At 42.8% G+C, this 13,473-nt stretch carries 12 protein-coding genes and 1 pseudogene; 10 read left to right on the plus strand and 3 right to left on the minus strand.

Annotation, left to right across the window (positions count from 1 at the left end; translation table 11 throughout):
* Positions 1-67: 67 nt before the first annotated feature.
* The 8 genes and pseudogenes from BUC05_RS20145 to BUC05_RS20180 all read left to right on the plus strand — a co-directional run bounded on the left by BUC05_RS20145 (position 68) and on the right by BUC05_RS20180 (position 7,805).
* Entirely contained in the window at positions 68-715 is a 648-nt protein-coding gene (locus BUC05_RS20145; RefSeq protein ID WP_073305852.1) for a TetR/AcrR family transcriptional regulator, read from the plus strand.
* Complete coding sequence (locus tag BUC05_RS20150; protein WP_073305853.1) at positions 708-2,033, plus strand: MFS transporter; 1,326 nt, start codon at positions 708-710, stop codon at positions 2,031-2,033. The genes BUC05_RS20145 and BUC05_RS20150 overlap by 8 nt, the downstream gene beginning before the upstream one ends.
* A gap of 38 nt (positions 2,034-2,071) precedes the next feature.
* Positions 2,072-4,426, plus strand: coding sequence for an ABC transporter permease (locus BUC05_RS20155; protein WP_084140107.1), 2,355 nt, complete (start codon positions 2,072-2,074; stop codon positions 4,424-4,426).
* A 55-nt stretch (positions 4,427-4,481) separates the two neighbouring features.
* Positions 4,482-5,248 (plus strand): annotated as a pseudogene (locus BUC05_RS20160) (ABC transporter ATP-binding protein).
* 39 nt (positions 5,249-5,287) lie between these two features.
* The gene (locus BUC05_RS22120) at positions 5,288-5,509 is read left to right on the plus strand and encodes a CPBP family glutamic-type intramembrane protease (protein ID WP_073305854.1); all 222 of its coding nucleotides are present in this window, start codon (positions 5,288-5,290) and stop codon (positions 5,507-5,509) included.
* A 455-nt stretch (positions 5,510-5,964) separates the two neighbouring features.
* Complete coding sequence (locus tag BUC05_RS20170; protein WP_011245123.1) at positions 5,965-6,336, plus strand: GntR family transcriptional regulator; 372 nt, start codon at positions 5,965-5,967, stop codon at positions 6,334-6,336.
* Positions 6,337-6,340: 4 nt separating this feature from the next.
* Positions 6,341-7,207, plus strand: coding sequence for an ABC transporter ATP-binding protein (locus BUC05_RS20175; protein ID WP_011245124.1), 867 nt, complete (start codon positions 6,341-6,343; stop codon positions 7,205-7,207).
* The gene (locus tag BUC05_RS20180) at positions 7,200-7,805 is read left to right on the plus strand and encodes an ABC-2 transporter permease (protein ID WP_073305855.1); all 606 of its coding nucleotides are present in this window, start codon (positions 7,200-7,202) and stop codon (positions 7,803-7,805) included. The genes BUC05_RS20175 and BUC05_RS20180 overlap by 8 nt, the downstream gene beginning before the upstream one ends.
* Positions 7,806-7,860: 55 nt before the next feature.
* Here BUC05_RS20180 and gluQRS read toward each other — a convergent pair whose 3' ends face one another.
* On the minus strand, positions 7,861-8,817 hold the full coding sequence (gene gluQRS / locus BUC05_RS20185) for a tRNA glutamyl-Q(34) synthetase GluQRS (protein ID WP_011245126.1): 957 nt from the start codon (positions 8,815-8,817) through the stop codon (positions 7,861-7,863).
* 343 nt (positions 8,818-9,160) lie between these two features.
* Positions 9,161-10,084, minus strand: a complete 924-nt coding sequence (gene blaBCL, locus BUC05_RS20190) for a BCL family class A beta-lactamase (protein WP_035202387.1) — start codon at positions 10,082-10,084, stop codon at positions 9,161-9,163.
* Between the two features lie 157 nt (positions 10,085-10,241).
* On the opposite strand from blaBCL, the gene BUC05_RS20195 reads away from it, so the two are divergent.
* Together BUC05_RS20195 and blaI are read left to right on the plus strand one after the other, a co-directional pair.
* The gene (locus BUC05_RS20195) at positions 10,242-11,996 is read left to right on the plus strand and encodes a BlaR1 family beta-lactam sensor/signal transducer (RefSeq protein WP_073305862.1); all 1,755 of its coding nucleotides are present in this window, start codon (positions 10,242-10,244) and stop codon (positions 11,994-11,996) included.
* 27 nt (positions 11,997-12,023) lie between these two features.
* On the plus strand, positions 12,024-12,404 hold the full coding sequence (gene blaI, locus BUC05_RS20200; protein WP_035202389.1) for a penicillinase repressor BlaI: 381 nt from the start codon (positions 12,024-12,026) through the stop codon (positions 12,402-12,404).
* Between the two features lie 75 nt (positions 12,405-12,479).
* On the opposite strand, the gene aadD2 is transcribed toward blaI, so the two are convergent.
* Entirely contained in the window at positions 12,480-13,250 is a 771-nt protein-coding gene (aadD2, locus tag BUC05_RS20205; protein ID WP_073305856.1) for an aminoglycoside O-nucleotidyltransferase ANT(4')-Ib, read from the minus strand.
* Positions 13,251-13,473: the final 223 nt, after the last annotated feature.

A 13,473-nucleotide genomic window follows, 5' to 3' on the forward strand; every position in this document is an offset into this window, starting at 1 on the left:
GACAACTCGAAATTGTATGTTATTCTATTACCGACAGGCAGTCGGTCTATAAAGAGGAGATGTAGCCATGAGAGTTGTAAAAGAAGCAGAAGAACGCAAAAATGAAATTCTTGACGCCGCGGATGAGCTTTTTGGAGAGAAGGGCTTTGAAGGTACAAGTACAAAAGACATTCTTGAAAAAGTCGGAATCGCACGAGGGACGCTCTATTATCATTTCAAGTCAAAAGAGGCGATTATGGACGCGCTGATTGACCGCTATAGTACTCGTATTTTAAGCGAGGCGCGGGTAATCGCTGCCGACAAAAGCATACCTGTTAGTGAGCGTATTATTGGCGTCGTCATGGCTTTAAACGTAAGTGGTGAAAGCGGCCAAGAAATGAAGGACCATATTCATAAACCACAAAACGCGCTCATGCACCAGAAAATTGAAAAAGTCATTATTTCCAACGTGCCGCAAATATTGGCGGATATCATCCGCGAGGGCATCGAATTAGGCTTGTTTAACACGCCGTTCCCATATGAATGCATGGAAATGGTTGTAATCTATCTTAATACCGTTTTCGATGACGATATGGTAGAGATGACGGACGAGGAGCGTGTAACACGCGTACACGCGTTTGTATTCAACCTAGAACGGTTGCTCGGTGCTGAGCGCGGAAGTCTCATGTATGTATTGCAGTTGTTTGCCAACAAGGATGGAGGCAACCATGAATAATCCAAAAATAGAAAATGGATTGAACAAATTTTTAGTCCTCTGGATGGGTGAATTGATTTCTAATATTGGTACTGGATTGACCGCATTTGCTCTTGGCGTATATGTGTGGCTAATGACACAATCAGCAGTAGATGTGGCAATGGTGGAAATGGCGGCACTGTTGCCGATGATTTTACTAGCTCCAGCTGCGGGGGTTCTTGCAGACCGCTTTGATCGAAGGCTGCTTATGATGTTAGGGGATATTGTGTCTGGATTTGCACTAGTTGTGTTGCTCGTACTTATTATCAATGGACATATTCAAGTGTGGCAAATCTGTGTTTGTATTGGGGTTAGTTCTTTGTTTTCGGCATTGTTAAATCCAGCCTATAAAGCTACGATTACCGACCTTCTAACAGAGGAAGAGTATGCCAAAGCAAGTGGGATGGTGGGCATTGCATCGTCTTCAAAGTTTTTGATTTCCCCTATTTTAGCGGGGTTCATTCTAGCCTTTTCTACGATTGAAGTGGTGCTTATCATTGATATTCTGACTTTCGTAATAGCGATTATTGCTATTTTTTTGATAAGGAAATCACTTGCGATCAAGCCGCGGGTCAAGGAAAAATTGAATTTTTTCAACGATTTAAAGGAAGGATGGTTGATTATTCTTGAATCGAAAGGAGTATTGCGATTAATTGTCCTTGTATCTTTCTTAATGTTTTATATGGGAATGATCCAAGTACTGTCCAAACCGCTGCTCCTCGCAATTACAGATGAAAAAACAACAGGCATTCTACTTACGATCATTGCCTGCGGAATGTTGGTGTCCAGCATTGTCATAGGCAACGGCATCCTTAAGAAAAACTATGTCAATGTCATGGTAGGAAGCTTTATCGTCGCTGGGGTTACAATGGCGGGTTTTGGTGCTACAACAAGCATTCCGGTCATCCTTCTCTCAGGTTTTTTATTCTTTGCCTCGCTGCCATTTGCGAATGCAAGTATCGATGTGCTCATTAGAAAATCAATTGATAATCATAAACAAGGGAGAGCATGGGGGCTTATTTCATTAATATCACAAGTAGGATTTGTTGTTGCTTTTGTCATTGGCGGCTTTCTTGCAGACCATGTATTTAACCCTGCCTTTGCAGAAGGTGGTGTGCTTGCAAGTACGGTTGGCAAAATAATTGGGACAGGTGAAGCGAGAGGGATCGGATTTTTAATTATTCTTGCTGGACTAGGGCTTATCATTACGGCACTGTTTGTCTCTAGGTCAAGGGGCATTAGAGACATGGATACCCCAAATAGAGTCGGGACAGATAGAACGGGCATTTCAAAAACGTGAATAGCAAGAAAACGAATGCCATAGTCAGGGGGAATTTTGTGTTCTTAAAAATGGTAAGGGACGATTTTCGAAGGAATAAAATCATCACAGCCGCCGTTTTTCTATTTATTATGTTCGCCGTTATGTTAGCGGCGAGTGCTGTCCATAACATCGCCCATTTGATTCCCTCGATGGCGGATCTGCAAAAGCGTGCAGTCCCAGCAGATATTACGCAGATGCATTCTGGCGAGTTTGATCAGGAAGACATTGATCGATTTACTGAAGCACAGCGTGAGCATATCGCGATGCAGGAGACAATGGTGCTGCTAACGTTGGATGGCAGCCATATCCATTTTGGCGACAATCAAACGATGGCTGGAACGGTGCAGGATATTTCATTTGTTGTACAGAATGAAAAATTCGATTTTATATTGGATTTGAATAATGAAAAGCTCGATGTCATGGAAGGGGAAGTCGCTGTTCCCATCTACTTCATGGAGCACTATCACTTGAAAATCGGCGACACGATTACCGTGAAAAGCGGAGAATACGCGAAAGACTTTGTCATTTCTGACTATGCAAGAGATTATGAGATGAACGCTTCCCTTACTTCATCGAAACGTTTTGTTCTCAATCAGGCAGACTATGATGAAATGTACACGATGCAGGCTGGGGAACGGGAATACTTGATTGAATTCAAGCTGACAGAGAACGGTGATTCCCAAGCCGTACAGACTGCCTATATCGAAGCTGGGCTTCCAGCAAACGGGCCGACTGTCGAAGGGGAAGTCTTTTTGCTATTTAATGCGCTCTCAGATGCAGCTGTAGCGTTGGTGATCATCCTTATCAGTATGCTGATGATTGTGATTGCTTTTCTATGTATCAGGCTTACGTTTCTGGCCACGATGGATGAGGACGTAAGAGAAATCGGTATCATGAAAGCAATAGGCATATCCAAAAGGGAGATCAGGAAGGTGTATCTGACTAAATACAGAATCATGTCAGTCATTGCTGGCCTGACAGGTTATCTCCTCTCCTTCTTCGTAGTCCATCTGTTTAACAGAAATATGAGGCTATACCTCTCTTCGGACTCGGCAGGAATTTTACCATATGTACTATCTTTTGCTGCTCCAGTCGTGATCTATTTTCTCATTGTGATGTACTGCAAGAGCGTATTGAAACGAATTGATAAAGTCTCTGCAGTGGAAGCTTTGCGCTCCAATATGACGGCACCTGGTAAAAAACAGAAATACCGTTTTCCCTTGCTTCACAACCGTTTTTTTAGCCTCAATTATTACATGGGATTTCGAGATGTGTGGAGACGATTTAAAATATACAGGTTACTGCTGTTAATTTATATCGTATCCACGTTTATGGCGATTCTTCCTTTACATGTATATAACACCATGATTTCACCGGAGTTTTCTACGTATATGGGAATAGGAAAGTCGGATATGAGAATAGACCTTCGAATGACAGACACGATCACAGCGGATTTTACAAGATTGCACGAAGAGCTAGTGAACGATTCGGATATCGAAAAGCATGCAGCTTACATCACCAGTGCATACCAGGTCAAAAATACAGAGGGTTCATGGGACTATATTTATATCGAGATCGGCGATTTTTCCCTATTTCCATTAAACTATTTAGAAGGGAGGGCCCCGCAAGGAGAGGGAGAAATCACGCTGTCTTATGCCAATGCTTCCGCTAGCGGATTAAATAAGAAAGTGGGCGATGAAGTCGTCATAAAGGCTGGCGGGAAGGAAAAGACGTTAACAGTAACGGGCATTTATCAGGATATTACCAATGGCGGGAAAACCGCAAAAGCACATACGGATCTTGGCATAAATAACGACGCTGTTCTTTGGATGCATGTGAGCATGAATGTAGCTGCCGGTGTAAACATCCAGGAAAAAATGAACAACTACCAGACTACGTATGGATTTGCAAAAGTCACTGATGTCAGGGACTATACACAACAAACGCTCGGGAACATCATCGATCAAATGGGGGTTATTGTCATTGGTGGAATGATTATAACTGTTCTTATGATTGTATTGATTACTGCCTTGTTCTTACGGATGTTAGTATCCAAGGATATGTCGCAAATGGCCATTATGCGAAGTATAGGACTTACTTCGAAACAAATTCGTCATCAATATATGGCGGCCACGTTGATGGTATTGGTTTTAGGAACCCTATTTGGGGCTTTAGCGTCCAATTATATAGGGGAGTTCCTAGTAAGCTTGGCGATGTCCTTTATGGGGGCTGCAAAAATTGAACTGGTTCAAGTGGTTTGGCAGACTTGGTTGCTATGGCCATTATTGCTGATGGTCGCCGTTGCAATAACGCTATCCGTGTCGTGTAAGCCAGCTGTAAAAGGAGATTTATCTGCCAGGCTGAAAGTTTAAAGGTCTAATGGCGGAGCGTCCAGAGAAAATGACTATTGGCAAAGGCGGAATATAAATGGGGAATTTATTAGAGGCAAGAAATATAAACAAATCAGTAGAACTTGGAAACAGTCAGTCGCTCTACATCTTAAAGAATGTAAGCTTAGAAATTGAAGCAGGGGAATTCGTATCGATAATGGGGCCGTCAGGAAGCGGGAAGTCGACGCTGATTTATCATCTAAGCGGTATGGACCGCATTTCTTCTGGAAATGTGACATTTAAAGGCATTGAAATCGGAGGTCTGGCTGAAGAGGAACTGGCACAAATCCGCTTGAATCACATAGGATTTATTTTTCAGCACATGAACTTACTGAAGAATCTGTCTCTGATTGATAATGTGATGTTTCCTGCTCTTGTATCAAAAGGTGCTAATAAACAGGCGGTGCACCAAAAAGCAAAAAACTGTTGGAAATGACGGGAATAGACATGCTTGCCAATCGCCCCATCAATCAAGGCTCAGGCGGCCAATTGCAAAGAGCCGCCATTTGTAGAGCATTGATCAATGATCCAGACATCATTTTTGGAGACGAGCCGACTGGCGCATTGGATTCCAAATCGTCAGCAGAAGTGATGTCCATTCTGGCAGACATAAATCAACAAGGGACAACGATCGTTCTTGTAACACATGACGCAAAGGTGGCTGCAAAAACTGAAAGAGTATTGTTTATGATTGATGGCCATGTTGTGGCCGAAAAGCAATTGGGTAAGTACGAGCCGCAGCATGATGATATAAAGACAAGGAAAGAAAGCATAATGAAGTGGTTAGTCGAAAATGGGTTTTGATGAACTGAACCCCATCACCGTTTTCCGCTGAAGCATGAGTTGGCGATCAGGTTATTTATTGGTTATGCTCAATTGGCAGATTGGGCTGTTATTTTGATTAGCACGTTTTTAATTTGGGTGATTCATGTGCCCCAATATAAAGGCGTTTCTTTAGCATTAGTAGGCGTATTTATAAACGGGCTCCTCTTTGCTTTGTTGTTTTATGTTACAGGTTCGATCATACCCCCATCCTTGCCCACGCTGTCTATAACGTTGGAATGAAAGCAAAGTAAGCCATCGGGATTGTCCACAATGGTTAGTAGAAAATAAGGAACCCCTTTTCTCTCGATAAAATCGATTGAAAAGGGGTTATTATCTCTGTATACAACGTCGGTTATTAGGCAATAAAGGTTGCATGGCGGATCATGGCTGTATATGATGGGCATATAGTATATATACATTATATGAAGATATGGGGAATATCGGTAAAACATTATCCTTTCTATCGTCAAATGCTGGGTTGATTAGCAAAATTACAATTCAGCAATCAATATCAAAAAAGAAGGAATTCGTTTATTAGCCACTGCCTAATGAATCGATAAACTCTTGGAACAAGAGGGTTCGCTTGGTCCATTTCGTCCGCTACCAAAAGGGGCGATTACACAAGAAGCCCCCACATAATGACCTACAAGAGTGATAAGTGTGGGTAGTTCACAAAATAAAGAAGAGGGATTGGCATGCAAATCATTATTTCCAACCGTTCAAAGGAGCCAATTTATGAACAAATTACGAATCAGATTAAATCGGCTATTTTATCAGGTGAGCTGCCAGAGGGAACGGCAATCCCCTCTATGCGTAAGCTTGCAAAGGACTTACAAATTAGTGTAATAACAACAAAGCGTGCCTACGAGGAATTAGAAAAGGCCGGTTTTATTTATTCCATTGTCGGAAAAGGCTCTTTTGTTGCCGAGCAAAATTTGGAGGTTATGAGGGAGAAGAAGTTAAAAGTGATTGAGGAGCAGCTGAGTACGGTTATTGCAAATAGCAGAGAAATTGGGTTGTCTCTTGAAGATCTGCAGGAATTATTGAAGATTTTATATGAGGAGTAAAGGAATGGAACATGTAATTGAGTTAAAAAATGTAACGAAGACATTTAAAGATTTCTCCATTAAAGATATTGATTTACAAGTAAAACAAGGCTTTGTAACGGGATTCATTGGTGCCAATGGAGCTGGTAAATCGACAGTGTTAAAAATAATGATGAATTTATTAAAGCCTGATGCCGGGGAAGTTAAGGTGTTTGGGCACGACTATAAAACGCATGAAAAGGCGATCAAGGACCGGATTGGATTCGTTTATGATGCGAATGTTTTTTTTGAAGGGCTGAACTTAAAAGACATTAAGCGCATTGTGGCGCCAGCTTACAAACGATGGGATGACACATCGTTTTATCAATATGTGGACCAATTTGAGTTACCCCTTAATAAAGCGATAAAGACATTTTCGAAAGGGATGCAAATGAAGGCTTCATTGGCGATTGCGCTATCCCATCATGCAGAACTGATCGTTATGGATGAGCCAACAGCAGGCTTAGACCCTATTTTTAGGCGGGAACTGTTGGATCTCTTACAAGAATTGATGATTGACGGCAATCGAACGATTTTCTTTTCTACCCATATAACGACTGATTTGGATCGAATTGCTGATTATATCGCTTTTATACGGAGAGGGAAACTGGTATTTAATAAGTCGGTCCACGATATCGCTGAAAGTTATGCCCTTGTTAAAGGAAGAAACGAACTTTTGGATAGGGACACAGAAAGGGCCTTTGTTCATACTCATCGTGCATCTACTGGATTTGAAGCATTAACGGATAACATTGAAGTAGTGAACGATATTTTCGGTGACATGGTTGTGATTGAACAAGCCTCTTTGGAGGATATTATGTATTATTTGAAAGAGGGTACACACGATGTTTAATTTAATTAAACGTGATCTTATCTTACAGAAAAGGCAACTAATCGTGTATCTTCCCTTTATTTTATTTTTTATTTTTATGGATGCTCATCCAGTTTTGATTTTTCTTGTCGCCAGTCTCTTTATTCCATTTAACACGCATGCTTACGATGAAAAAGCTGAAACCAACATCTTATTAAATTCCTTGCCTTATACACGGACAGAAATTATCGCCTCCCGTTACATTGGTGCGATTGTTTATATGGGTTTAGCAATTGTAATTACTAGTTTGGCGTTGTTTGTTTTTAATAAACCTTTTACGATGGCGGATATGGCCATGGGCAGTGGCTTGTTCTTATTGTTTGTCTCGTTTACTTTTCCTTTATTTTATATATTTAAACCGGGCTTTATTTCCATCGTTGTGCTGATTAGTTTCTTCCTTTTCGTAGGAATGGGCCCATCTATTGTACTGTCTTTAGCTGAAAAATTTTCAGCCATTACCGACTTTATTGGCCATTTATCAGTCCCGGCTTTATATTCAGGAGCGGCACTCATTATTTTGCCAGTCTATGTTCTTTCTTGGACAATTACCCATGTGGTTTACCAACGAAAAGTGTTCTAAGCCCTGGCCCACATGATGCAATCGTGCGATGGCTGCGTCCAGCCAAATCAATCGGCTAGTTGAGCAGTTGCAGCAAATGCGTGTCCAATAAAATCGGCTCTGTCGTCAGCTTTTCTAGCCGGAACTCTGGAATTAATTCCGCTGCCGTCAGCGGTTCTGGGCGCTCAATTAAACCACTCAACGCTGCCAGTAGACCAACGATGTTCTCTGGCCGGCACCCATTTGCGCGGATCGCTGCCAATGATAAATCACGATGCCGTTTGGCCAGCCGCCGCCCATCCGGCCCGTAAAGCAAGGGCACATGTACAAATCGGGGAGCGGTATATCCGAGCGCGGCATATAGCAATAGCTGTCTTGGTGTGGAGTCGTATAAATCTTGGCCACGGAGGACATCCGTAATGCCCATTAACGCATCGTCGACGACAACAGCAAGTTGATAGCTTATGATGCCGTCTGCACGCTGAACGACAAAATCGCCGCCGCGACGTAGCAGCTTCTCCATTTCTACGTCCATTTTTTCAGCAGTGGGCCCTTTGTCCACGGCAAAGCGCAATGACGGCGTCTTTTTGGCCGCTTTGGCCGCTCGCTCCGCCGCGGTCAGCTTTTTGCATGTTCCAGGATAGGCTTGGCCTTCTGAAGCAACGCCATGGGGAGCGCTAGCGACTGCTTGCAGCTCCGCTCGGCTGCAATAACAATGGTATAGCAACTGTTGCTGTTGCAAGTTGTGTAGGGCTTCTTCATAAAGGTGCAGCCGCTTCGATTGGTAATAGGGGCCGTTTTCTCCGCCTTGATCTGGGCCTTCATCCCAATCCAAGCCGAGCCAGTGCAAATCGTCCATCATCGGCCCAACGAGCTCGTTCCTTGACCGTGGACGATCGATGTCTTCCATACGTAAAATGAACTGTCCGCCTCCTTGCCGCACTTGCAGCCAAGAGAGCAAGGCAACGTAAAGGTTGCCGAGATGGAGCTCGCCTGACGGGGTGGGCGCGAACCGGCCTCTCAGTTGATTCATTGTAATCACCTTGTACAAAAAACGAGCGAAGGATCGTTATCCTTGCTCGTTTTATCGGTTTTAGCAACAAAAACTTGCCGTTGCCTGTGTGACAGGCATGTTCGTACAGAAAAATCATATCATGGACTGCCTGTCTGGGCAATTTTTTTGCTGCTCAATGGGTGAAGAGTGGGAGGAGGCGTTTGTGTAGAACGCCGCACCCCTGCAATCCCATATAGTTTTCCCATGGTTGCTGCATCATAGCCTCGGCTAAGAATGGGGAGAGATGAAACGGGTCCCAGCCTTTCTTGCTGGTCAAAATGGTATTCCATTAGGGGAGAGAGCTCCCCCAAATGGGACGCTCCTATTCTGTTTGGGCGAGGAGATTGATCACTTCCTCTGTCGCTTTCGCGATCAGTTCATCATCATATTCGGCATCCTTTTCGTCTTTGCTCGATAGGACGGCTAAAATAATGGGCTCTTTTTCAGGTGGCCAAAGAATGGCAATATCATTTCGAGTCCCATAGGAACCTGCGCCTGTTTTGTCGCCAACTTCCCAACCTTCCGGCACCCCAGCACGTATTAAAGCATCTCCAGTCGTGTTTCCTATTAGCCAATCGATTAACAGTTCCTGTTTGTCAGCTGGCAGCGCCTCTCCTAAAGCAAATTCTTGCAAGCTTTTGGCCAACGCCTCTGGTGTACTCGTATCTTGGATCTCTCCAGGTTCAACATGATTGAGCTCAGGTTCGATTCGTTCAGGTTCGGTTACCGTGTCTCCAATCGCTCGAAGTCCTTCTTTAAAGCCCTCTGGCCCGCCAATTTCATCGAAAATGAAGTTTGCAGCCGTGTTATCGCTATAACGAATCGAAGCATCGCTTAACTCTCTTAGTGTCATGCCTGTCTCAACGTGGTTTTCGGTAATTGGATTGTAGTTTACTAAATCATCGGCCGAGTACGTAATCAATTGTTCCAACTCTTCGATTGATTTTTGTTGAAGCAGAACGGCAACGGCAAGTGGTTTATGGGCAGACGCATAGGTGAAGCGTTCATCGGAGCGGTAGGAAACGGTTTGTCCTGTCCCGGTGTCTAAAGCAAATACGCCAAGGCGGGCAGCGTACTCTTCTTCTAACGCTTTAAAAACCGCCTCTCCCGTCTCGACAGACTCTTCAGGTTCAGGTTCGTTGGAAACCGGTTGCTCATTGCCATTCGAACAACCAATCAGTAAACAGGCACCTACAAGGATAGACGACGTGATTTTTGTTTTCAGCATAAAAAAACTCCTTTTCATAGCATGTGATGCGATTCGACTACGCATGTAATCAAATATTACATTTGTAGTCTATTTTGTCAACAGAAATTTACATTCACGGATGGGAATGCTACAATTTTTTGTGGTTATGAAGTGTGGGGAGTCAGAAGCAAAAGGATGGAAGATGGGGATAAAAATGACGTTACCGCATATTTTACTTTCTCTTGTATTAATAACGGCAACGATTCTAGTGATCTTTTTTGTAAGAGCGGTTTTTTATAAACAATTATCAGCAAAATGGCGTTATCATTTATGGTTTTTACTCATTACTGTGTTGACGCTTCCGTTTATACCAATTCATCTATTGACGGGCTTGTCTTTTTTTGACAAGGGGCGTCAACAGATTACCCCTTCAGCACAGGAGCGTTTCGGTTTTGCGGATCAAAATGAGCAATGGATGGTTGATTTTGGCACGTCTGTTAGTCGCTTTGACGATACATTCATTCATGCAGCGTTTGTTTCCATCTGGATTGGTGGAATGATTTTTTTCCTTTTATTGACTTTATACCATTATGCAAAGCTACAACGACTAGTAAAAGCGGCAAGTCGTATACAAAATCAAAAAGTCGAAAACGCGTTTAGCGATTGTATGGCACAATTGCAAATAACGAATAAATTAACAATTTTAGAATCTACTGCCATTCAAACGCCAATGACCTTTGGATGGTTAAAGACGTACATCTTGTTGCCCAAAAATATCGAATTGTATCTATCTGATGATGAAATCAGACATGTGTTGTTGCATGAGTTGCACCATTATAAAAGCAAACATATTAAAGTGAACTATATATTTGTCGTTTACCAAATTGTTTATTGGTTTCATCCTTTAGTATGGAAAGCCTTTAAAGAGATGCGTCTTGATCGGGAATTAGCTTGTGATACGGAGGTCTTGCTTACATTGGGACAGCGGGAGTATAAAGCGTATGGCCAGACGATCATGCGTTTTCTGGAAAGAAATTCTCGATTTTTATACTTAACGAACCAACTGCATAGTTCGAAAAAGGCTTTAAAAATACGAATCTTGAACATTGCTTCTTTTACTGGCGAGTCAAAGCGGCGCCAATTAAAAAGCATGGTTGTTTTTGCTGTTCTCACCGTTTTTGTCATTGCTCAATTTCCTTTTTTAACGGCAACCGCTGTTTCTACAGAGCGCTACCAATTTGATGAAAGCCAGGCGGTTGTTGAAGATTACAGCACTTATTTTGCAGGAAATGAGGGTAGTTTTGTATTATATAGCTTAAACAGCGACCAGTTCGAAATCTATAATAAAGAAAAAAGTGTAAGAAGAGTCTCCCCCAATTCTTCCTATAAAATTTACACCGCGCTCATGGCATTGGAATTAGGCGTGATTGGGCGAGATGATTCATGGTTAGAGTGGGATGGAGTCGAATACGAGGATGAAGCCTGGAATAGCGGGCAAGATTTGAAATCGGCGATGAGCCAGTCAGTCACTTGGTACTTTCAAGAGTTAGACGAGCGGATCAAACAAAGGAACATTCAATCTTTTGTAAACCAATTAGACTATGGGAATAAAGATCTTTCCGGTGGATTAAATCACTATTGGTTGGAATCTTCCTTGAAGATATCACCGGTAGAACAAGTGGAGCTTCTCCATTCCTTCTATACAAACCAACTGGGCTTTAAAGAAGAGCATGTGCAATTCGTTAAAGAGGTTATGAAACTTGAAGAAAATCAAAAGGGAACGCTTTATGGAAAAACGGGGACTGGCATTGTGAACGGCCATGCAATAAATGGTTGGTTTATTGGATTTGTCGAAACTGAAACGGATACGTACTTTTTTGCGACAAACATTCAACAGCAAGATCATGCATATGGAAGCACGGCTGCTGAAATCACTTTATCCATTCTGTCAAGCAAAGGAATTTATTGATTAGTTGTGACAAAAGGAGAGGGAAAGATGTCAAACCAAACACCTAGCATATCGGAAGCAGAATGGGAAGTTATGAAAGTTTTGTGGAAAAAGGGGCCGCAAACAGCCAATCAAGTCATTTCCGCGATCCAAGAGCAAACGGACTGGAAACCAAAAACGATTCGGACGTTACTCGATCGATTAACGAAGAAGAAAGTAGTAGGCGTGGATAAAGAGCAGAAAATCTATGTCTTCTTTCCCCTATACTCAGAAGAAGCGTGTAAGCATGCAGAAGCACAGTCTTTCGTAAAAAGAGTTTACGGGGGAACAGTAAAACCATTGTTGGTCCAGTTCTTGGAGGAAGAATCACTAACAAAAGAAGAGCTGGATGAACTATATGCGATCTTAGATCAAAAACGGAAAGAATAATAAATTTGAAAGGCAGCTTCTCCGTATGAGAAGCTGCCTCCGTTCATTTACAGAGAATGTTCGGTTTTAGATTGCTCAAAACGGGATTCGTTTTGAGTGAATGACGTAATCATGCTCTGCTGCCCACGCGACTAGGCCTTTCCAGAAATCTTCGCACGCTGACACGATCTTCGCTGGTTGTGCTAAGTCTCCAGACATCGCTAACTCAGCAACATGGTCGAACCCTTTTGGCCGATGGGGCAGTTTTAGCGCTTCAGGCAAAACCATAGCGCCCGTAGAAAAGAGTGTCTGATTGTGGAGGCCGATCAACATTGCGCCATAGTGGGCAAAGCGCAATGCCAAGGATGGCAAGTAGGTAGAAGGGCCATTTCGATTTACATTTCGAAGCTTGCCAACATATTCATACATTTCCGCTACAAGAATTTCATGAATAGCTTGGCGGAAATCTTCTTTTGTCGGCGATTCCGCTGCGAGCCGCAAGCGTTGAAAGAAGCCTTCAGGATCATAGAGACGAAGCGGAGAGAAGTAAGGCCCATGTGTCAGCGGCCATCGGTCTTCAACGGTTGCAGCGTCTTTTAGCAGTATACTCGCACTGCAAACGTTAACTTCCGCCTTCCACGGTCCAGCTGACCATTCATAACTTTTATCTACCGTTTCAGCCGAGTCACGGAGTACGCAAAACATCTCAATATCTGAGAAAGGGCCATCTGTGCCTCTGGACACAGAACCGTAGACGCCAATGGCGAGAACGTCGTTGCCATAAACCTCGTGTAATCTCTTGGCAATTTCTTGGCAAGTTTGAAGTCTTTCTTTTTGCGACATTGATGCAGGTCCATTCATATTCATTCACTTCCATCTCCTTTTGTTTCAATTTGAGTGTGTGACATGAACGATGAATGGAGGACCTCGAGATTAACGGGGGACTTTTTTTCGGTGCACTTGAACCACCCCTATATGTTTGATTAAGAAAAGGTTACCTAAAAGGCATTTCATTGGCAAGGAAAATGACATAATTGTTTGCCATTTGTTTCAGATAGTGACGATTTCGCACGCTTGAATTCGATCTCAT

The sequence above is a fragment of the Shouchella rhizosphaerae genome (assembly GCF_900142675.1).
Lineage (GTDB): Bacteria > Bacillota > Bacilli > Bacillales > Bacillaceae_D > Shouchella > Shouchella rhizosphaerae.